This window comes from Streptomyces sp. NPDC047869, from assembly GCF_040704065.1.
GTDB lineage: Bacteria > Actinomycetota > Actinomycetes > Streptomycetales > Streptomycetaceae > Streptomyces.
In genome coordinates, this window is record NZ_JBEYRK010000002.1 from 232,499 (window position 1) to 256,677 (window position 24,179).

Genomic DNA, 24,179 nt, shown 5'->3' on the forward strand with positions numbered 1-24,179 from the left:
GCCGCGACCGGCGTCGACTCGATTTCCCCGGCCGGACAAGGATGTCCGGGCCATGGCGTCCGGTCAGCGGGGTCCGGTCCCGAACACCTCGTCGCAGGCGGCCCGCAGCCGGCGCACCCCCTCCGTGATCTCCCCCGTGCCCGCGACCGCCGCGAAGCTCAGGCGGAGGTGGCCGGCGGGGGGCTCGGCGCTGAAGTAGGGGCGGCCGGGGGCGACGGCGACGCCCGCGCGCAGGGCGGCGGCGGTGAGCGCGGACTCCGCCTCGGGGCCCGGGCCGCCGGTGCCCGCCATGCCCTCGGGGAGGCGCGCCCACAGGTGGTAGCCGCCGGACGGGATGTGGGGCAGGGCGAGTTCGGGCAGACGGCGGGCGAGCTCGGCGGTCATGACGTCGCGGCGGGCCTTCAGCTCGGCCGACAGGGTCCGCAGATGGCGCGGCCAGGCCGGGGAGCCGACGAGTTCCAGCGCGGCCTCCTGGAGCGGCCGGGGCACGAAGAAGCTGTCCACCACCTGGATGGCGCGCAGCCGTTCCAGTACCGGCCCCCGGGCGGCCAGCGCGCTCACCCGGAAGCTGGGCGAGGTCGCCTTGGTCAGCGAGCCGACGTGGACGACGACGCCGTCGGGGTCGTCGGCGGCCAGCGGGCGGGGCAGCGGCCCGGCGTCGGCGTGCACCAGGCGGCGCACGAAGTCGTCCTCGACCACGAACGCGCCCGCCGACCGGGCGATACCCAGCACCTCGGCGCGGCGGCCGGGGGCGAGGACGGCGCCGGTCGGGTTCTGGAAGAGCGGCTGGCAGACGAAGACCCGGGCGCCGGTCGCCCGGAAGGCGTCGGCGAGCAGGCCGGGCCGGACCCCGTCGGGGTCGACCGGCACCGGGACCGGGCGCAGCCCGGCGGCGCGGGCCAGGGCGAGCATGCCCGGATAGGTGGGCGACTCGACGAGCACCGGGGCGCCGGGCGGAGCGAGCGCCCGCAGGGCGGTGGCCAGCGCGGACTGGCCGCCGGCGGCGACGAGCACCTCGGCGGCGGTGACGGCCCCGCCGATGCCGCGCGCGAACCACTCCCGCAGCTCCGGCAGCCCCTCCAGCGGAGGCCTGCCCCAGGCGCCGGGACGCCGCCCGGCCCGGGCCAGGGCGGCGGACATCGCCCGCTCGGGCTGCAGGGAGGGGTGCGGATAGCCACCGTTGAACTCCAGGACGCCCGGCGGCGGCGCGGCCAGCGAGACGGTGACCCCGGACGCGTCCACGGTGCGCGGGACCAGTTCGGCTCCGTCGGCGCTCAGCGCGACCTCCTGCCAGGAGGTGTCCCCGGCGGGCGCGGTGGCGGCGCGCGGTCCGGCCCGGAAGGCGCCGGCGCCGGGCCGGGTCACCACCAGCCCCTCGGCGGCGAGCTGGGCGAGAGCCCGGGAGACGGTCACCGGGCTCACCCGGAACCGTTCGACCAGGGCCCGGCTGGACGGGAGTTTTTCACCGTGGGAGTAGCGGTCCAGTTCCCGGCGCAGCCGTTCTGCCAGTTCACCCACACTGCTACTCTGTTCCATGAGAGCACAGAGTAGCGCTACTGCCACCACCCCGATAGCAGTCACCGCCCCCGCCGCCGAGCGCCGGGGCTTCGGCACCGGTCAGGCCGCGCTCGGTGTCCTCGCCTTCTCCCTCACCTTCCCGGCCACCGCCTGGGGGCTGGAGGGCTTCGGGCCCTGGACCCTGGTGGCCGTCCGCAGCGTGCTCGCGGCGCTCGTCGCCGGCGGCTGCCTGCTGGCCCTGCGCGTGCCGCTGCCCGAGCGGCGGCATCTGCCGGGTCTCGCGGTCGTCGCCGCCGGAGTGGTGTTCGGCTTCCCGCTGCTGACCACGCTGGCCCTGCAGACCTCCACCACCGCGCACGCCGCCGTGGTGGTGGGCCTGCTGCCGCTGACCACCGCCGTCTGCTCGCTCCTGCGCACGGGCCACCGCCCCGCACGGCGGTTCTGGCCGGCGGCGCTGGCGGGTGCGGCGGCCGTGGTCGCCTTCACCGTCGGCCAGAGCGGCGGCACGCTCACCATCGCCGACGGCTATCTGTTCGGCGCGCTGCTGGTGTGCGCGGCCGGGTACACCGAGGGCGGCAGGCTGGCCCGGGTGATGCCCGGCTGGCAGGTCATCGGCTGGGCGCTGGTGCTGTGCCTGCCGCTGAGCGTCCCGGCCGCCGCGCTGGCGCTGTCCTACGAGCCGGTGCGGCTGACCGCGCACGGCGTGACCGGTCTGCTGTGGGTGGCGCTGGGCTCGCAGTTCCTCGGGCTGGTGGTCTGGTACCGGGGCATGGCGGCCATCGGCATCCCGAAGGCCAGCCAGTTGCAGTTGGCCCAGCCGCTGCTCACACTGGTGTGGTCGGCGCTGCTGCTGGGCGAGAACCTCACGGCGGCCGCTCCCCTGACCGCCGTCGCCGTACTCGTGTGCATCGCCGTCACCCAGCGGTCGTGACGTGAGGAGGAGGGCTCCGATGCATGCATCCGTGGGAGACCAGCTTGTCCAGCACGGCCGGGTTGTCGGCCAGCACGACCACGTGTCGGTAGTCGTCGAGGTGATGGGCAGGGAGGGCAACCCGCCCTACCGCGTCCGCTTCGCCGACGGACACGAGGCCGTGATGTCCCCCGGCCCGGACTGCCAGATCAAGCACAAGGAGAAGGAACAGCGGCTGTAACTCAGCGCGGGGGCCTCGCCGGCTGCCGGTAGTGGTCGGCGACCACCCGTGCCATCGCCCCGATCGGGTCCGCCGCCACCTCCTTGGCGGCGAAGAAGACGTGCCCGCGCACCTGCGGGTACCGGGCGGCGAGTGTGAGGTGCCGGGACAGCTCGACGGGGTCCTGCCACTGCGAGGGCTGCCCCGCGGCCCCCGCCTTGTACAGCGCCTCCCCGATGTACAGCCGGGTGCCGGTGCCCCGCGCCACCTCGGCCCACCAGTCGACCAGGGCCGCGTAGTCGGCGGCGGCGAAGCCGATGTTCCAGTAGAGCTGCGGGACGATGTAGTCGATCCAGTGGTTGCGCACCCAGGCGCGGGTGTCCGCGTGCAGGTCGTCGTACGTCTGCACGCCGGCCCGGGTGTCCGAGCCGAGCGGGTCGGTCGTGGCGTTGCGCCACACCCCGAAGGGGCTGATCCCGAACCGGGTGCCGGGCCGGACCCGCCGGATGCCGGCCGCCGTCTCCCGCACCAGCCGGTCGATGTTGTCCCGGCGCCAGTCCGCCCGGGCGGCGAAGTCGCCGCCGTACCGGTCGTAGGAGGCGTCGTCGTCGAAGGTCTGCCCGGCGACCGGGTAGGGGTAGAAGTAGTCGTCGAAGTGGACGGCGTCGACGGGGTACCTGGCGACCGCGTCCAGCATCGCGCGCCGCACGAAGGCCCGGACCTCGGGCAGCCCCGGGTCGTAGTAGAGCTTGCCGCCGTAGGGCACCACCCAGTCCGGGTGCAGCCGGGCCGGGTGCGAGGCGGCCAGCCGGCCGAGGTCGGTGTGGTTGGCGACGCGGTACGGGTTGAACCAGGCGTGCAGTTCCAGGCCGCGGGCGTGGGCCTCGCGCACGGCGGTGCCCAGCGGGTCCCAGCCGGGGTCCTGGCCCTGGGTGCCGGTGAGGTACTGGGACCAGGGCTCGTACGGCGAGGGCCACAGCGCGTCCGCCGTCGGCCGCACCTGGAGGATCACCGTGTTGAGCCGGTTCCGGACCGCCCGGTCCAGATGGGCGATCAGCTCGGCGCGCTGCTCGGCGGCGGTGAGGCCCGGCTTCGAGGGCCAGTCCCGGTTGGCCACGGTCGCGACCCACACGCCCCGCATCTCGGCGGGCGCGCGGTGCCCGCCCGCCGCGCCCCGCCCGGCGTCGGCGGCCCGTCGCCCTGGGGCCGCCGACGCGTCCTGGGCCCCGGCCGCCTGGGCCGCCGCCAGTGTCGACAGCGCCGCCGCGGCGAACGCCCGGCGTGAGATCCGCCCCATTCCGCACCCCCATACGCTCCGGATCCGCGCCCTCACGGATCGTTCCGCGCCCCAGGATGCCCGCACCCGCGCGATCGATCATCGATACCTGGCGGTAACGTGCACGATCGGAGCAGGGGCCGACCCGGAGTCCCGCACACACCCGGACAAAGCCGGAGAACCAGCGAAGGGGACGATGTGACCGACATCGAGCGCGTCGGAGTCGTGGGCTGCGGCCAGATGGGCGCGGGCATTGCCGAGGTGTGCGCCCGCGCGGGACTGGACGTGAAGGTCGCCGAGACCACCGGCGAGGCCCTGGAGATCGGCCGTACCCGGCTGCTCAACTCCCTGACCAAGGCCGCCGAGCGCGGCAAGATCTCCGAGGAGGAGCGGGACGCCACGCTCGCGCGGCTGAGCTTCACCACGGACCTCGGCGAGTTCGCCGACCGGGACCTGGTGATCGAGGCCGTGGTGGAGAACGAGCAGGTGAAGACGGAGATCTTCCAGGTGCTCGACCAGGTGGTGACCCGCCCGGACGCGATCCTCGCCTCCAACACCTCCTCCATCCCGCTGGTGAAGCTGGCGGTCTCCACCTCGCGGCCCGACCACGTCGTCGGCGTCCACTTCTTCAACCCGGCCCCGGTGCAGAAGCTGGTGGAGCTGATCCCGGCGCTCACCACCTCCGAGGGCACCCTCAGCCGGGCGCAGGCCTTCGCCGAGAAACTGCTCGGCAAGCACGCGATCCGCGCCCAGGACCGCTCCGGCTTCGTGGTCAACGCGCTGCTGGTGCCCTACCTGCTGTCGGCGATCCGCATGTTCGAGTCCGGCATCGCCAGCCGCGAGGACATCGACAACGGCATGGAGATGGGCTGCGCCCACCCGATGGGCCCGCTGAAGCTGTCGGACCTGATCGGCCTGGACACCATCGTCTCCATCGCCAACTCCATGTACGCCGAGTACAAGGAGCCGCTGTACGCCGCTCCCCCGCTGCTCCAGCGGATGGTCGAGGCGGGCCGGCTCGGCCGGAAGACGGGGTCGGGCTTCTACAGCTACTGATTACCGTCCGCTACACCCGTGGGCCCGGCACCGGATTCGGTGCCGGGCCCATCCGTTTCACACACCGTGTGCGCGCCGGGCCCGCATATGCCCGTCACACACGCTCCCCATGCGCTTACCAGCGGAGTTGACTCTGCATGCGCATGCAAGTGGTGCGGAACCACCACGTCCGACTACGGAAAGGAGTGGACCCGTGAGCGCCGAACCGGAGCATCCCGTGGTCCATGGAGAACTCGCAGAGTTACGGCGCCGCCTCGACGTGGCGTACGCCCGCGTCGAGGGAGGACTCGCCCTGCTCAGTCACCGCGCCGAGGAGACCGCCAAGGAGGTGGACGACCTGGTCACGCGCATGAGCTCACTGGAGCACGCGCGCTGGCCCCTGCCCTCGCTGGCCGTCCTCACCGCCCTCGGCGCACTCGTCGTGACGGTCTGGCAGGCACTGGGCCGCTAGGCGGCCCGGTCGTCGGCGAGCCTCATGTGGTGCAGCAGGAGTAACGCGGCCGCCATGTTGGCGGCCGGGACCTCCCCCCGGGCGATGAGGTCGGGGACGATCTTGAGCGGGACCCACTCCCGGCGGTCCGACTCGAAGTCGTCCACGGGGTGCCCTACGTACTCGCCGTGGTCGGACCAGTAGATGTGGTGCCGGGCGTCGGTGAGGCCGTTGGACGGCTCCACGCTCATCAGGTGGTGCAGCGGTCCCGGCCGCCAGCCGGTCTCCTCCTCCAGTTCCCTGGCGGCCGCGCTCGCGATGTCCTCGCCGTCCTCCACCACGCCGGCGGCCAGTTCCCAGCCCCAGCTGTCGGTGATGAAGCGGTGCCGCCACAGCAGCAGGACCTCATTGGCCTCGTTGACGACCGTGGCGACGGCGACCGGCCGCAGCCGGATGAGGAAGTGGTCGAGGTGCCGGCCGTCCGGCAGCTCCACATCTGCGAGATTGACGCTGAACCAGCGGTTTTCATACACAGTTTGTTCGTTCTGTTTCGTCCACTGCACGGTTCTGCCACCTTCCACCGAGTAAGGGGCAATATCGCAGCAGGGGCTGTGTAACTGCAGTGCGCCTACAGCGGTACGCGCAGTGCGCCGTCGATGAGTTCGGCGGCTTCGGCGGTCCCGGCCGAGCCGCAGCGCACCAGGTGCTCGCGCACCGCGCGGAGTCTGTCACGCAGCCGCTGGGACTCCATCCCGCGCGCCTGCTCGGCCATCTGCACGGCCGTGGCCACCGCGTTGTCGGCGTTGCCCTGGCGCAGCTCGATGGTGCTGAGCATGGCGAGCCGGTGCACCCGGCCGCGGTCGTGCGCGGGGTTGTCCACCGCCGCGGCCGCGTGCTCCCGGGCGGCGGCCAGCTCCCCGAGGCTCAGCAGCGCCTCGGCCACCTGCACGTTGACCAGGCCGGGCTGTACGTAGCCGGTCTCGTCGGGCTCGTACCCCCGCCGGATGCGGTCGGCGGCCGTCTCGGCCCGGCGGATGCAGGACAGGGCGCTGCCGGAGTCGCCGAGGTGGGCGTACGCCTTCGCCTGCATCGCGTAGAGGTCGGAGGCGAGGGCCGGGGTGATGTGCCTGCCGGCCGCGCGCAGGGCGGCCTCGGCGAACGCCACCGCCTGCCGGTACTCCCGCATGAACACCGCCTGGTTGACCAGCAGCGCGATCACGTAGGCGCCAAGTCCCCAGTCCCCGCTGGCCTTCGCCAGCCGGAGCGCCTGGTGGAAGTAGCGCTGGGCCAGGCCGTGCGCGTCGGAGTCGTAGGCGCAGATACCGGCGATCGCCACCAACCCGCCCGTCGCACGGTGCAGTTGGCGTCCGGTGGCGTCGGTGTAGCTGCCCCGCAGCAGCGGGGCCGCCTCGGCGTTGAGGAAGCCGACGATCCGCGCCCGGGTCGCGACGCCGCCGGCCTTCCGGTACATCTGCTCGTAGTGGGTGCGGGCGGCGCGCAGCAGTTCGAGGTCGGCCGCGGTGACCCGGTGCCGGCCGCCCCGGGAGACGTCCACGTCCTCGGGCGGGTTCTCCCACTCCCACACCGGCATGACGGCCGGGGTGCCGGTGACCGCGGGCGCGCCGAGCACATGCGGGCGCTGCTGTTCGTCCGAACGCCACAGCGCGGTGGCCCGTTCCACGAAGCCGGACAGCGAGCCGGTGTGCGGGGTACTGGGCTCGCCGGGCACGCCGAGGCCGATGTCGTCCAGGGTCACCGGCCGGTGCAGTCGTCCGGCGAGCACCTCGCAGATCAGGTCGGGCACCTGGCCGCGTGGCCGCTGACCCTTCAACCACCGTGCCACGGCGGTGTGTTCGTAGCGGAGCGCGAGGCCCCGTCCGCGGCCGGCCTGGTTCACATGGGCGGCGAGGCCGGCGTGCGAGATCCCCGCCTCGTCCAGGATCGCGTCGAGCAGAGTGTTGGGCTGCATGAATGCCCCCCGAATGGCCTGGTGTCCGTCAGCGTAGTGGCTCGGCCTTCACACGGGGTGTGAACGGAGTACGCGCATCCGGACCGTGCGCGCACTGTCGCGGAGCGTCGCGCTGCCGGTTGACTGGTCACCCGGCCAAGCCGCCGGCTCCCCCTCAAAAAGCGGTGGCTTGGCCGGGTCGGCCTCCGGCGTCCGGGGCGGCGGACAATACGAACGGACCGGCCCCTCAGGGGCCGGTCCGTCGCCGCCGACCGGCGGACGAGCCGGGTCGGCGGGCCGCTTCGACGCGGATCAGCCGCGCAGCACGGCTCCGGTCCGCTCGCCCGCGAGGGCCACCGCCGCGTCCCGGGCAGCGGACGCCTCGTCCACGGTCAGCGTCCGGTCACCCGCGCGGAAGCGCAGCGCGTAGGCCAGGGACTTGCGGCCGTCGCCGAGCTGCTCCGCGTTCTCGTACACGTCGAACAGCCGGATGGACTCGAGCAGTTCGCCCGCGCCCTCACGCAGCGCGGCCTCCACCTCGGCGGCGGGGACCGGCCTGTCGACCACGAGGGCGACGTCCTGGGTGGCCACCGGGAACGTGGAGATGCTCGGCGCCTGCGGAACGCCGTCGCCGGCCGCCTCCAGGGCGTCCAGGTCCAGCTCCATCGCGCAGGTGCGCTCGGGCAGACCGAGCGCCTTGAGGACCCGCGGGTGGAGTTCGCCCGCGTGTCCCACGACCCGCTCCGTGCCGTCGGCGGCCACGACCAGTTCGGCGCAGCGGCCCGGGTGCCAGGGGCCGTACTGGCCCTTGCGCACGATCAGGTCGGCACCGGCCTCCCGGGCGACGGCGCGGCCGGCCTCGATCGCGTCGGCCCAGTTCGCCGGGCGGCCCTTGCCCCACCAGCCGGCCTGCTCACGAGCGCCCGCGAGCACCACGGCGACGTGCCGGGGCTGCTCGGGCAGCGCGTCGTTCAGCGACTCGATCTCCTCGTCGGTCGGGCGGCGGTCGACGGACAGGTGCACGCCCGCGCGCTGCTCCTCGCGCGGCTGGAACACCAGGCCGGTCTCGAACAGGGCCAGGTCGTGCGAGCCGCGGCCGTCGTTGCGCCGCAGCGCGCCCAGCAGGCCCGGCAGCAGCGTCGTACGGAGCGCGGGCTCCTCGTCGTTGAGCGGGTTGACCAGCTTCACCACGCGGCGGGCCGGGTCACCGGACTCCAGGCCGAGCTGGTCGAAGACCTGCTCGCCGACGAAGGGGTAGTTCGGCGCCTCGACGTAGCCGGCGCCGGCCAGCGCGCGGCCGACCCGGCGGTGCAGCCGCTGGCGGTGGGTCAGGCCGCGGCCGGAGGGCGGCTTCGGCAGCGTGGAGGGCAGGTTCTCGTAGCCCTCCAGGCGGATGACCTCCTCGGCGAGGTCGTTGGCCTCGGTGAGGTCGGGCCGCCAGGACGGCACCGTGACGACCAGCTCGTCCTGGCCCCGGACGTCGCAGCCGATCTCCTGCAGCCGGCGCACCACGGTCTCGCGGCCGTAGTCCACGCCCGCGACCCGGTCCGGGTGGTTCGCGGGGACCGCGACGGTCCGCGGGGCGGTGGGCGCGACGACCTCGGTGACACCGGCCTCGGCCGTGCCGCCCGCGAGCAGCACCAGCAGGTCCACGGTGCGCTGCGCGGCGGCCGCGGCGGCCTGCGGGTCGACGCCGCGCTCGAAGCGGCGGGAGGCCTCGGAGGACAGCTTGTGACGGCGGGCCGTACGGGCGATCGAGACGGCGTCGAAGTGGGCGGCCTCGATGACCACGTCGGTCGAGGCGTTCACCCCGTTCCCGGTGTCCTCGTGGTCCGCGATCTCCGTGTTGGCGCCGCCCATGACGCCGGCCAGACCGATCGGGCCGCGCTCGTCGGTGATGACCAGGTCCTCGGAGTGCAGCTTGCGCTCAACGCCGTCGAGGGTGACGAGCTTCTCGCCCTCCTCGGCCCGGCGCACGCCGATCGTGCCCTGGACCAGGTTCCGGTCGTAGGCGTGCAGCGGCTGGCCCAGCTCCATCATCACGTAGTTCGTGACGTCGACGGCGAGCGAGATCGGGCGCATGCCGACCTTCTGCAGCCGGCGCCGCAGCCAGATCGGGGAGCGTGCCTCAGGGCTCAGGCCGGTGACCGTGCGGGCGGTGAAGCGGTCGCAGCCGACCGGGTCCGCGACCTTGACCGGGTAGCCGAAGGCGTTCGGCGCGGGCACGTCGAGCAGCGCCGGGTCGCTGAGCGGCAGGCCGTAGGCGATGGCGGTCTCGCGGGCGACGCCGCGGATGGACAGGCAGTCGCCGCGGTTGGCGGTGACGGCGATGTCCAGCACCTCGTCGACGAGCTGGAGCAGCTCGATGGCGTCCTTGCCGACCTCGGTCTCCGGCGGCAGCACGATGATGCCGTGGGTGCCGTCGTCGCCCATGCCCAGCTCGTCGCTGGAGCAGATCATGCCGTGGGACGTCTTGCCGTAGGTCTTGCGGGCGGCGATGGAGAAGCCGCCGGGCAGCGTGGCGCCGGGCAGGACCACGACGACCTTGTCGCCGACGGCGAAGTTCCGGGCTCCGCAGACGATCTCCTGCGGCTCGCCGGTGCCGTTGGCCCGGCCGACGTCGACGGTGCAGAAGCGGATCGGCTTCTTGAAGCCCTCCAGCTCCTCGATGGTCAGCACCTGGCCGACGACCAGCGGCCCCTTGAGGTCGGCGCCGAGCTGCTCGACGGTCTCGACCTCCAGGCCGGCCGAAATGAGCTTGGCCTGGACGTCACGGCCGGTTTCGCTCGCCGGCAGGTCGACGTACTCCCGCAGCCAAGAAAGCGGGACCCGCATCAGATCTCCATCCCGAACGGCCGGGTGAACCGGACGTCACCCTCGACCATGTCTCGCATGTCTTCGACGTTGTGGCGGAACATCAGCATCCGCTCGATGCCGAACCCGAAGGCGAACCCGCTGTACTTCTCCGGGTCGACACCGCAGGCGGCCAGCACCTTGGGGTTGACCATGCCGCAGCCGCCCAGCTCGATCCAGCCCTCGCTGGAGCAGGTGCGGCAGGGCCGGTCGGGGTTGCCGACGGACTCGCCGCGGCAGACGTAGCACACCATGTCCATCTCGGCGGACGGCTCGGTGAACGGGAAGAAGTTCGGCCGCAGCCGGGTCTTCATGCCCTCGCCGAACAGCGACTGGACCATGTGGTCCAGGGTGCCCTTGAGGTCGGCCATGGTCAGGCCCTCGTCGACGGCGAGCAGCTCGACCTGGTGGAAGACCGGGGTGTGGGTGGCGTCCAGCTCGTCGGTGCGGTACACGCGGCCGGGGCAGATCACGTAGACCGGCAGCTCACGGCTGAGCAGCGAGCGGATCTGCACGGGCGAGGTGTGGGTGCGCAGCACGACGCCGGAGTCGGCGGTGCCGTCCGGGCCGGTCACGAAGAAGGTGTCCGCCTCGCCGCGGGCCGGGTGGTCCGGGCCGATGTTCAGGGCGTCGAAGTTGAACCACTCGGCCTCGACCTCGGGGCCCTCGGCGACCTCGTAGCCCATGGCCACGAAGACGTCCTCGATGCGCTCCGAGAGCGTGGTCAGCGGGTGCCGGGCGCCCGCGGGGACGCGGTCGTGGGGCAGCGTGACGTCGACGTCCTCCTCGACCAGCACGCGGGCGTCCCGCTCGGCCTCGAGTTCGCCCTGGCGGCGGGCGAGGGCCTTGTTCACGGCACCGCGGGCCATGCCGACGCGCTTGCCGGCGTCGGCCTTGGCGTGCGGGGGCAGGGCGCCGATCTCGCGGTTGGCGAGGGCCAGCGGGGAGGCGGGGCCGGTGTGGGCGACCTTGGCCTCGTGGAGCGCCTCGAGGGAGTCCGCGGCGGCGAAGGCGGCGAGCGCCTCGTCCCGCATGCGCTCGATCTCTTCCGGTTTCAACGCCTCGACCTCGACAGGGTCGTACGACTTATTCGGTGCCGACATCTCTTCCCGTGCTTCCGATTGGCTGGCGGACGGTCCCCGTCACCGACTTCGAGCCGGCTGTGGCTCTCGGCGGGCCGTGTGCAGGACACAAAGGTGCCAAAGGCCGATTCTAACGGGGTGGGGGTGGACGAATGGCCCGTGGGCCGCTAGGCGAGATACGCCGGCGTGCACACGGGCAACGTAAATCGGAACTCGGCGCCCCCGCCGGGGGCGCGGCCGACCGTGATGGTGCCGCCGTGAGCCTCGACGATGCCCTTGACGATGTACAGCCCGAGGCCCGTCCCGCCGCGCTTGCTGCCCCGCCAGAAGCGGGTGAAGACGCGGTTCATGGACTCCTCCGGGATGCCGGGCCCCTCGTCGCTCACCGTGACCGACGTGGCCGTTTCCTCGCCCTCGCGCGGGGACGGCGCGGGCGTGATGTCAATGGTGACGGTTCCCTCGCCGTGCCGCACCGCATTTTCCAGCAGGTTGCTCAGCACCTGGTCGACCTTGTCGGGGTCGGCCCACAGGGCGGGCAGCGGCTGCTCGACGCGCAGCAGGAAGCGGTCGGCCTGCTGGCCGGCGGCGACGTAGGCCTGGATGTGCCGGCCGACGGCCGCGCCGATGTCGACGGGCTGCCGGCGCACCTCGAGCCGCCCGCTGTCGATCCTGGAGATGTCCAGCAGCTCGGCGATGAGGCGGGTGACGCGGTCGGCGTCGGCGTCGACGGTCTCCAGCATCAGCCGCTTCTGGTCGTCGGTGAAGCGTTCCCACTTGGCGAGGAGCGTGGCGGTGAAGCCCTTCACCGAGGTGAGCGGGGAGCGCAGCTCGTGCGCGACCGTCGCTATCAGCTCGGCGTGGCTGCGCTCGGTGCGGTGGCGGGCCTCGGTGTCCCGCAGGGAGACGACCACCCCGCGCACGGGACCGAGGGGCTCGTCGCGCACGTACCGCGCGGAGACCAGCACCTCCCGCCCGCCGGGCAGCAGCAGATTGCGCTCGGGCTGCCGCACCCGGATGGCGAGGCCGCCGTAGGGGTCGGTGAGCTGCCACCAGCGCCGGCCCTCCAGGTCCTCCAGCGGCAGCGCCTTCTCCAGGTGCCGGCCGAGGGCGTCCTCGGCGCGGAGGGCGGTGATGCGTTCGGCGGCCGCGTTGAAGCAGGTCACGCGGCCGTTTTCGTCGGCGGTCACCAGGCCGTCGGGCAGCTCGTCGGGGTCGATGGCGGGGCCGGTGCCGACGCGGTCGGCTTGCGGTGGCGCGGGTGTGCGGCGCGCGTCCCGCCCGTCCGGCGCGGTGCTGCTGCTGCCGACCACCCTCATCCCCGTACCCCACCTCTCAGACGGCGCAGGGCCCCGAGCCGGACACCCTACTAGCTCTGGGTGACGGAGCGGCACCCTGCGGAGGCGCGCTGGGCGCGCGCCGACGCGTAGAGACATACGGCGGCGGCGGTGGCGAGGTTCAGGCTCTCGGCCTTCCCGTGGATGGGGACGCGCACGACGGCGTCGGCCAGCGCGCGGGTCTCCTCCGGGAGCCCCCAGGCCTCGTTGCCGAACACCCAGGCGGTGGGGCCGCCCATGGTGCCCTTGTCCAGTTCCTCGTCCAGGTCGCGGTCGCCCGCTCCGTCGGCGGCGAGGATGCGCACTCCGGCGTCCTTCAGCCCCTCGACGGCCCGCTCGACGGGCACGCCGACGGCGACCGGCAGGTGGAAGAGGGAGCCGACGGAGGCGCGTACCGCCTTGGGGTTGTACAGGTCGACGGAGGCGTCGGTGAGTACGACGGCCTCGGCGCCGGCGGCGTCGGCGCAGCGCAGCACGGTGCCGGCGTTGCCCGGGTCGCGCACGTGGGCGAGCACGGCGACCAGCCGGGGCCGGGCGGCGAGGACGTCCTCGAAGGGGGTGTCCAGGAACCGGCAGACGCCGACCAGGCCCTGCGGGGTGACGGTGGTGGAGATGTCCGCGATGACGTCCTCGGAGGCGAGGTGCACCCGGGCACCGGCCTCGCGCGCCGCCCCGACGATGTCGGCGTACCGCTCCGCGGCCTCGACCGTGGCGAACAGCTCGACGAGCGTGGGCGTCCCGTCCACCCGGTGCCCGGCGGCCTCCCGGACGGCCTGCGGCCCCTCCGCGAGGAACAGCCGGTCCTTCCCCCGGAAGTTCCGCCTGCCGAGCCGCCGGGCAGCGGCGACACGACCGGACCGGGAAGAGATCAACTCGGGGCTGACGGGGGGCATCTTCTTCTTCACCTTCGAGAGAACTCCGAGGGGCAGCGGCCGGCCGGCGACCCCAATGACAGGACCCGCAAGCCACAACGGCTTGCGGGTCCATGAGCCGGCCTACAGCCGGCGCAGCGTCACGCGGCCTTGGGCGCGTTGACGTCGCTCGGCAGAGCCTTCTGGGCGACCTCGACCAGCGCGGCGAACGCGTTGGCGTCGTTGACGGCCAGCTCGGCCAGGATCTTGCGGTCGACCTCGACGTTCGCGGCCTTCAGACCCTGGATGAAGCGGTTGTAGGTCATGCCGTTGGCGCGGGCAGCGGCGTTGATGCGCTGGATCCACAGCTGACGGAAGTCGCCCTTGCGCTTCTTGCGGTCGTTGTAGTTGTAGACCAGCGAGTGGGTGACCTGCTCCTTGGCCTTGCGGTACAGGCGCGAACGCTGACCGCGGTAGCCGGAGGCCTGCTCGAGGATCGCCCGGCGCTTCTTGTGGGCGTTGACTGCCCGCTTGACGCGTGCCACTTCTTAACTCCTTGTAGCGGGGCCGCGGGGATACTCACGCGGCCCGGAAACGAATGGGTCCCGGTCCAGACGTACGGCGTCGCTCAGGCGACGCCGGGCGTCACTTGCCGAGAAGCTTCTTGATCTTCGCGGCGTCGCCCGGGGCCATCTCGGCGTTGCCGGTGAGGCGACGCGTCACACGGGACGACTTGTGCTCGAGCAGGTGGCGCTTGCCGGCGCGCTCACGGAGCACCTTGCCGGAGCCGGTGATCTTGAAGCGCTTGCTGGCACCGCTGTGCGACTTGTTCTTCGGCATAGCGCCGTTCTCTCCTCGTCGGTGGCGCTCCGGTGCCCGGTCGTGAGAACCGGGCACGGTGGAGCGTCGCTCTTGTTTCGGTTACATCCTCGGGGACTCGCGTCCCCCGGGATCACGCCTCGGCAGGTTCCTCGGACGGCGCCTCGGCCTCGAGTCCGGCCTCGGCGGCGTTCTGCGACTTGCCGGGGTTGGCCTTCGCGTCAGCCTTGCGGGCTTCCTGCGCCTGGCGAGCCTCGGCCATCGCCTCGGTCTTCTTCTTGTGCGGACCGAGGACCATGATCATGTTGCGGCCGTCCTGCTTCGGGTTCGACTCCACGAAACCGAGGTCCTGGACGTCTTCCGCGAGACGCTGCAGCAGTCGGTAGCCCAGCTCGGGGCGGGACTGCTCGCGGCCACGGAACATGATCGTGATCTTGACCTTGTCGCCCTGCTTGAGGAACCGGACGACGTGACCCTTCTTGGTGTCATAGTCGTGCGGGTCGATCTTCGGCCGGAGCTTCATCTCCTTGATGACCGTGTGCGCCTGGTTCTTGCGCGCCTCACGGGCCTTCATGGCCGACTCGTACTTGAACTTCCCGTAGTCCATGAGCTTGCACACGGGCGGACGGGCGTTCGCCGCGACCTCGACCAGGTCCAGGTCGTACTCCTGCGCAAGCTCCAGTGCCTTGGCCAGCGGGACGATGCCCACCTGCTCGCCACTGGGACCGACGAGTCGCACCTCGGGAACGCGAATCCGGTCGTTGATGCGGGGCTCGGCGCTGATGGATCCTCCTCGGTAGCACCACGCGACCGCCTGGCGGACAGCCGCGTATTGTCTGTTTCGACAGACCTAACCGCGCCGAGACACAAAAAATGCCCCGGACGATCACAGGCGGGGCTCCCATAGCTACCGGAGCACCGCCGCGGAGACCGCGGGGCGCGATTCGGACGGCTCCATCGTCCGTACGGAACGATGGTGGCCGTCTGACCGGAGACCCGCCGTCCCGGGGGGCGGTCAGGTGGGAGATCGGAGCCTCCACTTGTGGGCCGGGCACAGCATGTCCGGCCGGTCGTGAACAAGGTTAGCAGGATCGCTTGACAAGGGCTAATTGAGAAGGCGCAACGCGGAACGCATATCGTGTGGGGCATGAGTGACACCCCTCCTGAGTCCCCCGACTTCGACGCGATGACCCGGGACATCGCCGAGGTCCCCGCCGTCGAGGTGATCGTGACGGTCGCCGTCAACCTGATGAGCGCCGCCGCCGTGAAGCTCGGGCTGAGCGAGGAGGGCGAGAAGTTCAAGGACCTCGACGAGGCCCGCAAGCTGATCAGCGCGCTCGCCGGTCTGCTGGACGCGAGCGCCACCGAGGTCAGCTCCTTCCACGCGGCCCCGCTGCGGGACGGCCTGAAGTCGCTGCAGCTCGCGTTCCGCGAAGCCTCGATCGTGCCGGACGAGCCGGGCCAGGGTCCGGGCGAGAAGTACACCGGCCCGATCTACGGCTGACCCGGTCCCCGTACGCGACCCGCGTACTCATTCCCGCACGAACAAGGGCTCGCCCGGAGGCGTCGTCCCGGCCGGCAGCAGTGCCAGGTCGAGGCCGCGTACCAGGCGGGCCCTCAGTGTCTCGTCGGCGGCCAGCCGCCCGGCGACCGCGCGGGCGGCCTCGGCGGGCGCGGCGGCCGGGTCGAGGACGAGGACGAGGGTGCCGTCGGCCTGCCCGGGACCGAGGTGGGCGCGCAGGACCGCGGGCTCGGCGGCGACGGCGCCGCGCACGGCTCCGAGAACGGCCGGGTCGGTGAGCGGGTCGGTGCTGGTACGGCCCTCGGCCAGGGCGAGCAGCGCGGGACCGGTCAGCTCGAAGGGCACCGGTCCGGCGAGGTCGAGTACGACCGTGTCCGCCTTCTCGTGCGCGGCGGCCTCCAGCGCCTGGTGCAGGGGAACGGCGACGGGCCGGGCCGAGGGGTCCCAGCGGGCCAGGGACTCGGTGGAGGTGAAGGCGGGCAGGGCGGTGCGGTCACCCGCCTTCAGCGTCGGCACCGCCATGTCGCTGGTCTTCTCACGGCGCAGTCCGTTCTCGTCCTCCTCGACCTCCCCGAGCACGGCCACGACCGGAACCAGCAGCCGGGCGCCCTTCAGCGCCGTGAGGACCGGCCCGACGGCCGTGCGGTCCCCCGCCCAGGCGGCGAGCGCGGCGCTCAGCCGGGGGTCGGCGGAGCCGTCGTCGTCGGAGTAGCCGGAGTCGGGAATGTTCTTCTTCGCCACGGTCCCGACCCTATAGGGAGGCCGGCGCCGTGCCCGTCCCGGCCCGGAGCCGGATTCACCGGGGGCTCCGGGATTCGCTGACGTGGTTCTCAGGTCCGTCCTACGGAGCCCACAGCGACCGCCCCGAGCATCGCGGCCATGGAGTCCTCCGGATCCGGCCGCCGTGCCGCCCGCCGCGCCCGCCGCTCTCGCCCCCCGCTGCTGCTCGCCGCCCTGGCGGTCGTGGCGATGGGCGGGGTCACGGCGGGCGGCACGGCCTATGTGACGGCGCGCGCGCACTCCGGTGCCGGGACCGTATCGTCGGCCTCGTCGCCGTCGGCCTCCTCCTCGGCCGCGGCGGGTGAGGAGGCGTCGGTGGAGAGCACGGCACAGCCGGTGACGGTGAACCGTGAGGCGTTGCTGGCGCGGTCCATGGCATCGGTGACCGTGCCGTCGGGGGCCCGGGTGTCGGCGGCGGTGCTGGAGACGGGCTCGGGAGAGAGCGCCACGTTCGGGACGGACGCCTTCGACACGGCCAGCATCGTCAAGGTGGACATCCTGGCCGCGCTGCTGCTCCAGGCGCAGGACGCCGGCCGGGGGCTGACCGCGGCGGAGCGGGCGGACGCCACGAAGATGATCGAGAACAGCGACAACGCGTCCGCCACCGCGCTGTGGCGCGCGATCGGCCGGGCCGGGGGGCTGGACGCGGCGAACGAGCGGTTCGGGCTCACGCACACCTCGGGCGGCGACGGTGAGCTGTGGGGGCTGACGCAGACCACCGCGGCCGACCAGCTTCTGCTGCTGCGGCAGGTGTTCGGGGAGGACTCGGAGCTGAGCGCCGCCTCGCGCGCGTACGTGCGGAAGCTGATGGGGGCAGTGGAGGCCGATCAGCAGTGGGGGGTGTCGGCCGCCGGTTCCTCGTGGGCGCTGAAGAACGGGTGGCTGGCGCGCAGTACGACCGGGCTGTGGGACGTGAACAGCGTCGGGCGGGTGACGGTGGACGGCACCGCGTACCTGGTGGCGGTGCTGTCGCGGGGAACCGCCACGAAAGCTGAAGGGATCTCCCTGGTGGAGGCGGCCGCGAAGGCGGCGGTGTCGGCCTTCACGCGGGACGGCTCCACCGCGTCCCCGGGGACGGGCTCCGCCGCCTCGGGCACGGGCTCCGCCGCCTCGGGGACGGAGCCCGCCGCCGGTTCGTGAGGCCGGTCAGCCGTAGGCCAGGCTCAGTGCCAGGTAGCAGGCGAAGGTGGACAGGACGTAGTAGGCGGCGGAAGCGGCCGGCCAGCGCGGGGCGTGGGCCCGGAAGAACCGCCAGCCGGCCCGGGCGGGCAGCAGCAGCGGCAGCAGGGCGAGCGGCACCAGCAGCGCCTCCGGGCGGGCCTGCGTGACCAGCAGCAGCACCGACAGCACGGGGGCGGCGAGCGCCACGGCGACGGTGCCGCCGAGGCCGAGGGTGCTGACGTAGCTGCGCTCACCCGGCTCGAGCCTGCGGGTGATCTTCTTGGCGAACTCCAGGTGGACGGTGACCAGCACGGTGATCACGATGGCCAGCACTCCCCCGCGGCCGGCGCTCTGCCCGGTGTCGCCCAGGTAGCGGGTGTACAGGTAGATGTGCAGCAGCAGTTGGGCGGGGAAGCTGATCAGGAGGCTGAGCAGCAGCCGGTCGCCCGGCGGCCAGTCCAGGACCCGGTCGGCGGCCAGCACCAGGGCGCAGTAGAGGAGTTGCCCGGCGAGCACCGCGAGGGCGGCCGGGCGGCCCGTGTTCAGGGCGAGGACGAGGACCGCGCCGGCCGCGCACAGCACGAGCAGGTCGCGTTCGCGCACGGCGCCGGAGGCCAGCGGCCGACGGGGGTTGAACGCGCGGTCGTAGGCGAGGTCGCGGATGTCGTCCACGGCCCGCATCAGCAGCAGTGTGACGGTGAGCGTGAGCGCCGCGGTGAGCGTGCCGGGGCCGGGGCGCCAGGCGGGGTGCGCGGGCTGGACGACCGCGAACAGCCCGGAGACGCCGTAGGCCCACAGGAACGCGAACGCCACGGACGGCAGCGGTGGGTAGCTGCCCGCCACGAAGCGGGCCCAGCGGCTCAGCACGGCCGTACCTGACCCGACGGGCGGACGCGCACGGGGAGTTCCCACACGCCGCGCATGAACATCCGGTCCCGCCAGCTCAGTTCGGCCGGGTCGACGGCGAGCTCCAGTCCGTCGAGCCGTGCGAGCACGGCGGTGAGGCCCTCCTGGAGCTCCACGCGCGCGTGGGCCGCGCCGAGGCACAGGTGGCGGCCGTGGCCGAACCCGATGTGCGGGTTGGGCGCGCGGTCGGCGCGGAAGACGTCCGGGTCGGGGAAGACGTCCGGGTCGCGGTTGGCCGCGTCGGTGAGCGGGACGACCACCTGGCCGGCGGGCAGGACGCGGCCCGCCAGGAGCACCTCCTCGGTGGTGACGTGCGGCTGGCCGCCGGTGCCGGCGAACCAGACCCAGCGCACCAGTTCCTCCACGGCGGCCGGGACCGCCGAAGGGTCGCGGCGCAGCCGGTCGGCGAGGCCGGGCGTGCCGAGCACGTGCAGCACGCACATGGCGAGGTGGGAGGCGGTGGTCTCGCCGCCCGCCATCATCAGGCCGAAGCCGAAGACGGCGATCTCCTCGTCGCTGAGCCTGGTGTCCGGCGGCGCGGTCAGCAGCTGGGTGAGCAGGTCGTCGCCGGGCCGGCCGGCCTCGACGGCCGCGCGGCGCCCGGTGAGCTGCCCGAAGAAGTAGTCGTACATGAAGGCGTGGGCCCGGGCGCTCTCCTCGGGGGTGAAGCGCCCGGCGGACATCATGACGGTGACCTCGGGCAGCAGCCGGTCCAGGTCGGCCACGGGCACGCCGAGCATCTCGCAGATCACCCGGTACGGGAACGGGGTGGTGAACTCGGCGATCAGGTCGACGGGGCCGTCGGCGGCGCGCAGCCGGTCCAGCAGTTCGGCGGCGATCGCGGCGATGCGGGGCCGGTCCTCCTCGGCCCTGCGGTGGGTGAAGCGGGCCTGGACCCGGCTGCGGCGCCGGGTGTGGGTGGGCGCGTCGCTGGTGACCAGGGCCAGGGCGCTGGACTTCCGGGCGAACAGGGTGCCGCCGGCCCAGGCCTCGCGGCTGAAGCGGTCGTCGGACAGCACGGTCCTGACGTCCTCGTGACGGGTCACGAGCAGCGCGTCCCGGCCGTTCCCGAGCCGCACCGGCACCAGCGGCTCCTCGCGGAGGCGGGCGAGCCGGCCGGGGTCGAGGCTGATGCCGGGCAGGTCCGGGAAGGGGTAGGCGGGCGGCTGCCGGTCCGGGCCGGCCCCGGTGACCGGGCACCGCACGGTGGGCGCCCCGGTCATCGCAGCCACCCCTCGGCGGGCTCGAGCTCCTGGTCCGGGGCGCCGTGCCAGTACTCGTGGAAGGAGGCGCAGCGGCCGTCGGCGGCGAAGCGGAGCACCAGGCAGCCGGCCGCGTTGCGGGGCGCGCCGGTGGCCGGGTCGTACAGGACGCACCACCATTCCACGGCGGCCCGCTCCCCGGAGACCACGGGCTCGCCGAACCACATGCGGGCGTCCTTCTGCCGGGACAGGGTGGTGCGCCAGTGCGCGGCGACTGCCTCGCGGCCGGTGTGCGGGGCGCCGTAGGGGCCCTGGTGGTAGACGGCGTCGTCGGTGAAGAGGGCGGCGATGGCGTCCGCGTCGCGGGCCCGCCAGCCGTCCTTCAGGGCGTCGATCCACCGGTCCACGGCGGTCGTGGCCCCGGGTGCCGGGGCGAGGGTCTGCTGCTGGGTCATGTCCGTTCCTTGTACGGGGAGGGCGTCCCGGTGGCCCAGGACGGGGTGGCGGTGATCTCGACGACGGCGGCGAACAGGGAGACCCCGAAGCTGTTGTTGAGCATCAGCACCCGGTCGCCGGGGCCGACTTCGCGGGTCTCCACGAGGTGGTGCAGGGCGGCGAAGTGGTCGCTGGTGGTCATGTGACCGAGGGCGCGGCCGAACTCGAGGACGCCGCGGGCCGGGTCGATGCCCAGGGGTTCGAGGACCGAGCGGATGTACTCGGGGCCGCCGGACAGGACGTGGGTGACGCGGGTGATGTCTCCGGGCCGCAGTCCGGCGTCCTCGATGGCGCGCAGTCCGGTCTCGGTGCGGGCCGCGTCCACGGCCTTGCGGGCCAGGGTGGCGGCGCCGGGGTCGCTGCGGGCGTAGTCGATCATCCGGGCGACCAGGTCGATCCGGCCGGTGCGGGTGCGCCGGGGCGGGAAGAGGGGGCCGCGCGGCCGGTTCATCTCCTCCAGTTCGGGCAGCGAGCCGGAGACGAGGGACAGGACGCGGGCGAAGCCGCCCCGGGTGGACAGCACGGCGGCGGTGGCCGCGTCGCCGAGGATGGAGGGGCGTTTCATCCGGGCGCCGCTCTGGTAGCGCCAGCGGTCGACGCGTTCGGTGCCGAAGTTCTCGGCGGCGGTCACCAGCGCGGCCGTGCGGGACGGGTCGGCGCTCAGGTGGCCGTGGGCCAGTTCCATGGCACCGAGGGCCGCGTTGCAGCCCTGCCGGACCTCCATGGCCGGGACCCGGGTGCCGACCGCGTGCCGGAGCACGTACTGGTGCGGGGTCCACAGTTCGGGTCCCTGCTCGTGCAGCGAGGCGTGCAGCACGAGCGCGATGTCGGCGGCCGGGTGCGCGGAGCGTTCGAGTGCGGTGCAGGCGGCCTCCACCGCCATCTCGGGCGGTGATATGGCGCCCGCGACGGCGGCGCCGGTCCAGCCGCCGGCCCGCCACTCGTCCTCGGCGTAGCGGCCCTCGGCGACCGCGCGGTCGGCCGGGTGGGGCCGGGGCAGGTAGCAGCCGAGACCGTCGATGAACAGGTTGGTCACGCGCACGGTCCGTCCTCCCCCGCCGCGGTGCCGTCGTCGGGCAGCAGCCGTACGGTGCCGTTGGTGCCGTCGAGCTCGATCCAGGCGCCGTCCTCGATGGCCGTCATGGCCTCGCGGACCGCGACGACCGTGGGGACGCCGAGCAGCCGGCCGCTGATGGCGGTGTGCGAGACGAGGCTGCCGCGCTCGACGACGATGCCCTTGGCGGCCATCATCAGCGCCAGCCAGCCGGGGTCGGTCTCCTTGGCGACGAGGATCCGGCCCACGCAACGCTCGGGCGGTACGTCGGTGTCCCGGACGACGAGGGCGCGGCCGCGTGCCGTGCCGCTGCTGGAGGCGATGCCGCGCAGTACGCCGTCCGCGTCGGGTCCTCCGGCCGCCGCGGTGTCCTGGCGGGAGACCAGCGCGACCGGCACGGGCAGGTCACCGGGGACGGTGAAGTAGGCGGGCGGGTCGGCGGCGGCCGCGCTCCCGGCGAACCGGGCGGCGCGCCGGCGCACCAGCGCGCGCAGGTCGGTGTCGGGCAGGGTGCCGTCGAAGGCGCCGAGCACCTCCTCGGTCTGGAGGTGGACGATGTCCTCGGCCCGGTCCAGCAGTCCCGCGTCGACGAGTCGGCGGGCGAGCCCGCGCATGACCTCGCGGGAGACGCCGTAGAGCTGGCTGCGGCAGAACCGGGTGTCCTCACGGGCCTTGACGCTGAAGCGCAGCGAGGCCAGCACCGCGCCGAGCGCGGCCCGCTGGAGCGGGGCGGGGCAGGCCTCGCGCAGGGCATTACGGGCGGCGTCGCGGGCGGCGGCCTCATCGGCCTCGTTGGCGGCGACGGTCAGCCCCTGGCCGATGTAGGGGCGCAGCGCGGTGACGATCTGCCAGGGTTCCTGGCGCGGGGTGAGGACCTCCAGTTTCAGGTCGTGCAGCGCGCGGTCGCCGTAGGTCCGCAGGTGCCGGGCGAAGGCGTCGGCGGTGGCGGTGCCGTACTTCCCCTCGGTGATCTCCCGCCAGACCTCGGGCGCGGGGCGTTCCAGGACGGCGGTGCGCAGGGCCGGGTCGGCGGCCGCGCGTTCGGCGAGGGCGAGCGCCGAGCGGACGGAGGCGAGGGTGCGGTTGGGGCGGCCGCCGCCCATCAGCCGGGGCAGCAGCGCGCGGCCGTCCGGCACCCAGCGCTCCAGGAGGGCGTCGGCGCAGGTCAGGGAGACCAGGGCGAAGTAGCTGGCGACCATGGTGACGCCCCAGCGGTGCTCGGCCTCGGCCCACATGGTGCGGTAGCGGGCGATGAGTTCGTCGGCGGTGCAGTCCTCGAAGGACGGCCAGCGCGCCATCAGCTCGTCCCACCAGCGCAGGAACTCGCGCAGCCGGCGCGGCTGGGCCACGTAGGCGCGGGTGAGGCGGGGGGCGGCGCGCAGGACCTGCTTCCAGGCACGGCGGCGGGCCGCCCGGTCCGGGGCGGTGTCCTGGTCGTGTTCGGTGAGGCCGAGGGAGCGCTGCCACATGGGGCGGATGAGGTCGAAGCCGGGGATCTGGCCGTGCAGCGCGAACCAGGCGTCGAGGCGGTAGTAGACCCGCCCGTCGAGGTGCCCGATCATCCGGCTGAGGTGGTGCCGGCTGCGGCGCAGGGAGTCCTCGGGCACGCCGAGCCGCCGGTAGAAGTCGGCGAAGCCGGTCCGGTAGAAGACGCGGGCCTGGGAGTAGGTCAGCGTGGAGGTGACGCCGGGGAAGGACTCGGTGAGGTTGTGGTTGGTCCACGGCACCGGCGGCGCGCTCTCCTCGCGCGGGGCCGCGGCACGGACCACGGGCCGGGCCTGGACGAGGTGGATCCGGCCGTCGGCGGTGAGGGTGCCCTCGATGTCCTGGGGGCCGCCGAAGAGTTCCTCGGCGCGGGCGGCCAGCGCGCCGATGGCGCGGACCTCGTCGTCGGACAGCACGGGCGGTCCGCCGAGCGCGTCCGGGACGGGCAGCAGCACCGGGCCGGCGTCCGGCCGGGCCGGGTCCAGGCCCGCCATCACGGACTTGACGGTGAGTTCGGCCCGTACGGTGCCGGTGGCTCGGTCCATGAAGAAGTGGTCGATGTCGGCCTTCTCCTGCACGATGCCCTCGCCGATGCCGTGTGCGGCGGCCACCACCGCCTGGTCGGCGCCGCCGCGCGGATCGCTGGTGAACATCACGAAGGACCGCACGCCGGGCACCATCCGCTGGACGCCGACCGCGACCCGCACGGCGGTGGCGTCGACGCCGCGCCGCACGCGGTAGAGCACGGCCTCGGGGTTGTAGGCGGAGGCCCAGCAGTCCGCTACGCGGTCCAGGAGGGCTTCCCGGCGGACGTACAGGTAGCTGTCGGAGAGTCCGGCGAACGGGTCGTCGGCGCCGTCCTCGCCGCTGCCGTCCGGCTGGGCGGCGACGCAGCCGCGCACGGCCACCAGCCCTTCGGGACCGGCGAGTTCGTCGAAGCCGGCGAGCACCTGCCGGGCGAGGCCGGGCGGCAGCGGGGCGGCGCGGACCTCGTCGCGCGCGGCGCGGGCCCAGGCGGTCAGCTCCTCGGTGCCCGCCCCGGCGCCCGGGAAGCCGGCGGGTACCGGCACGCAGGCGGTGTACGCCTCGGCGGTCAGAGCGAAGAAGGCGGGGACGGGGAGCCCGGCGCGGCGCATCTCGTGCTGCCGGGAGAACTTGTGGCCCACCAGGGCCGGATCGGCCGGCGCGGTACCGGGATCGCCGCCGGTGCCGGCCAGCAGCGGGCCGTGTCCGGTGGCCGGGCCGGAGTGGGCGAGCGGGGTCGTGGAGGCCATGGA

The 24,179-nt window shown here is 73.5% G+C and carries 23 protein-coding genes; 6 read left to right on the top strand and 17 right to left on the bottom strand.

Translation table 11 applies throughout. From position 1 onward, the window contains the following. Positions 1-63 precede the first annotated feature (63 nt). Positions 64-1,536 (bottom strand): PLP-dependent aminotransferase family protein, encoded by a 1,473-nt coding sequence (locus tag AB0924_RS03630; RefSeq protein WP_358932152.1) that lies wholly within the window; start codon positions 1,534-1,536, stop codon positions 64-66. Here AB0924_RS03630 and AB0924_RS03635 point away from each other — a divergent pair. Both AB0924_RS03635 and AB0924_RS03640 read left to right on the top strand, forming a co-directional pair. Further along, a complete protein-coding gene (locus AB0924_RS03635; protein ID WP_366910552.1) occupies positions 1,535-2,449 on the top strand; it encodes a DMT family transporter in 915 nt (304 codons plus the stop codon). The genes AB0924_RS03630 and AB0924_RS03635 overlap by 2 nt on opposite strands. 19 nt (positions 2,450-2,468) lie before the next feature. Then, the gene (locus AB0924_RS03640) at positions 2,469-2,669 is read left to right on the top strand and encodes a DUF1918 domain-containing protein (protein WP_358932148.1); all 201 of its coding nucleotides are present in this window, start codon (positions 2,469-2,471) and stop codon (positions 2,667-2,669) included. A gap of 1 nt (position 2,670) precedes the next feature. Here the strand turns inward: AB0924_RS03640 and AB0924_RS03645 are convergent, their stop codons facing one another. Beyond that, a complete protein-coding gene (locus AB0924_RS03645; RefSeq protein ID WP_366910553.1) occupies positions 2,671-3,945 on the bottom strand; it encodes a family 10 glycosylhydrolase in 1,275 nt (424 codons plus the stop codon). 177 nt (positions 3,946-4,122) lie between these two features. Between AB0924_RS03645 and AB0924_RS03650 the strand changes: the two genes are divergently transcribed. Then, positions 4,123-4,980, top strand: coding sequence for a 3-hydroxybutyryl-CoA dehydrogenase (locus AB0924_RS03650; RefSeq protein ID WP_358932144.1), 858 nt, complete (start codon positions 4,123-4,125; stop codon positions 4,978-4,980). A 193-nt stretch (positions 4,981-5,173) separates the two neighbouring features. Further along, a complete protein-coding gene (locus tag AB0924_RS03655) occupies positions 5,174-5,431 on the top strand; it encodes a hypothetical protein (RefSeq protein ID WP_366910554.1) in 258 nt (85 codons plus the stop codon). Here AB0924_RS03655 and AB0924_RS03660 read toward each other — a convergent pair. From AB0924_RS03660 to infC, 9 genes are all read right to left on the bottom strand, one after another. Further along, positions 5,428-5,973, bottom strand: a complete 546-nt coding sequence (locus AB0924_RS03660) for an NUDIX hydrolase (RefSeq protein ID WP_358932140.1) — start codon at positions 5,971-5,973, stop codon at positions 5,428-5,430. The genes AB0924_RS03655 and AB0924_RS03660 overlap by 4 nt on opposite strands. Before the next feature lie 65 nt (positions 5,974-6,038). Continuing rightward, positions 6,039-7,379 (bottom strand): transcriptional regulator, encoded by a 1,341-nt coding sequence (locus AB0924_RS03665; RefSeq protein WP_358932138.1) that lies wholly within the window; start codon positions 7,377-7,379, stop codon positions 6,039-6,041. Positions 7,380-7,670: 291 nt separating this feature from the next. Next, positions 7,671-10,193, bottom strand: a complete 2,523-nt coding sequence (gene pheT / locus AB0924_RS03670) for a phenylalanine--tRNA ligase subunit beta (RefSeq protein WP_366910555.1) — start codon at positions 10,191-10,193, stop codon at positions 7,671-7,673. Next, a complete protein-coding gene (pheS, locus tag AB0924_RS03675; protein WP_358932134.1) occupies positions 10,193-11,314 on the bottom strand; it encodes a phenylalanine--tRNA ligase subunit alpha in 1,122 nt (373 codons plus the stop codon). Before pheS ends, pheT begins: the two co-directional genes overlap by 1 nt. 146 nt (positions 11,315-11,460) lie before the next feature. After that, complete coding sequence (locus tag AB0924_RS03680; RefSeq protein ID WP_366910556.1) at positions 11,461-12,609, bottom strand: ATP-binding protein; 1,149 nt, start codon at positions 12,607-12,609, stop codon at positions 11,461-11,463. Positions 12,610-12,659: 50 nt separating this feature from the next. Next, the gene (locus tag AB0924_RS03685) at positions 12,660-13,520 is read right to left on the bottom strand and encodes an RNA methyltransferase (RefSeq protein ID WP_358932130.1); all 861 of its coding nucleotides are present in this window, start codon (positions 13,518-13,520) and stop codon (positions 12,660-12,662) included. Positions 13,521-13,639: 119 nt separating this feature from the next. After that, on the bottom strand, positions 13,640-14,023 hold the full coding sequence (gene rplT / locus AB0924_RS03690; protein WP_030381833.1) for a 50S ribosomal protein L20: 384 nt from the start codon (positions 14,021-14,023) through the stop codon (positions 13,640-13,642). A 100-nt stretch (positions 14,024-14,123) separates the two neighbouring features. Beyond that, on the bottom strand, positions 14,124-14,318 hold the full coding sequence (rpmI, locus tag AB0924_RS03695; protein WP_003977225.1) for a 50S ribosomal protein L35: 195 nt from the start codon (positions 14,316-14,318) through the stop codon (positions 14,124-14,126). Between the two features lie 112 nt (positions 14,319-14,430). Further along, positions 14,431-15,081, bottom strand: coding sequence for a translation initiation factor IF-3 (gene infC / locus AB0924_RS03700; protein ID WP_351664179.1), 651 nt, complete (start codon positions 15,079-15,081; stop codon positions 14,431-14,433). 363 nt (positions 15,082-15,444) lie between these two features. Here infC and AB0924_RS03705 point away from each other — a divergent pair, with 363 nt between their 5' ends. Then, complete coding sequence (locus AB0924_RS03705; RefSeq protein ID WP_358932128.1) at positions 15,445-15,801, top strand: DUF1844 domain-containing protein; 357 nt, start codon at positions 15,445-15,447, stop codon at positions 15,799-15,801. Positions 15,802-15,828: 27 nt separating this feature from the next. On the opposite strand, the gene AB0924_RS03710 is transcribed toward AB0924_RS03705, so the two are convergent. Then, a complete protein-coding gene (locus AB0924_RS03710) occupies positions 15,829-16,560 on the bottom strand; it encodes an SseB family protein (protein ID WP_366910557.1) in 732 nt (243 codons plus the stop codon). A gap of 138 nt (positions 16,561-16,698) precedes the next feature. On the opposite strand from AB0924_RS03710, the gene AB0924_RS03715 reads away from it, so the two are divergent. Continuing rightward, on the top strand, positions 16,699-17,739 hold the full coding sequence (locus AB0924_RS03715) for a serine hydrolase (protein ID WP_358932124.1): 1,041 nt from the start codon (positions 16,699-16,701) through the stop codon (positions 17,737-17,739). A 6-nt stretch (positions 17,740-17,745) separates the two neighbouring features. Here AB0924_RS03715 and AB0924_RS03720 read toward each other — a convergent pair whose 3' ends face one another. The 5 genes from AB0924_RS03720 to AB0924_RS03740 are packed head-to-tail and all read right to left on the bottom strand — an operon-like array spanning position 17,746 to position 24,176. Next, positions 17,746-18,627 (bottom strand): hypothetical protein, encoded by an 882-nt coding sequence (locus AB0924_RS03720; RefSeq protein WP_366910558.1) that lies wholly within the window; start codon positions 18,625-18,627, stop codon positions 17,746-17,748. Further along, positions 18,621-19,889, bottom strand: a complete 1,269-nt coding sequence (locus tag AB0924_RS03725) for a cytochrome P450 (protein WP_358932120.1) — start codon at positions 19,887-19,889, stop codon at positions 18,621-18,623. Before AB0924_RS03725 ends, AB0924_RS03720 begins: the two co-directional genes overlap by 7 nt. After that, positions 19,886-20,323, bottom strand: a complete 438-nt coding sequence (locus AB0924_RS03730; RefSeq protein WP_366910559.1) for a nuclear transport factor 2 family protein — start codon at positions 20,321-20,323, stop codon at positions 19,886-19,888. Before AB0924_RS03730 ends, AB0924_RS03725 begins: the two co-directional genes overlap by 4 nt. Continuing rightward, on the bottom strand, positions 20,320-21,405 hold the full coding sequence (locus AB0924_RS03735) for a ketoacyl-ACP synthase III family protein (protein WP_366910560.1): 1,086 nt from the start codon (positions 21,403-21,405) through the stop codon (positions 20,320-20,322). Before AB0924_RS03735 ends, AB0924_RS03730 begins: the two co-directional genes overlap by 4 nt. Then, positions 21,396-24,176 carry a PEP/pyruvate-binding domain-containing protein gene (locus AB0924_RS03740; RefSeq protein WP_366910561.1) on the bottom strand — a complete coding sequence of 927 codons (2,781 nt, stop codon included), beginning with the start codon at positions 24,174-24,176 and terminating at the stop codon, positions 21,396-21,398. Before AB0924_RS03740 ends, AB0924_RS03735 begins: the two co-directional genes overlap by 10 nt. Between the last annotated feature and the right edge of the window lie 3 nt (positions 24,177-24,179).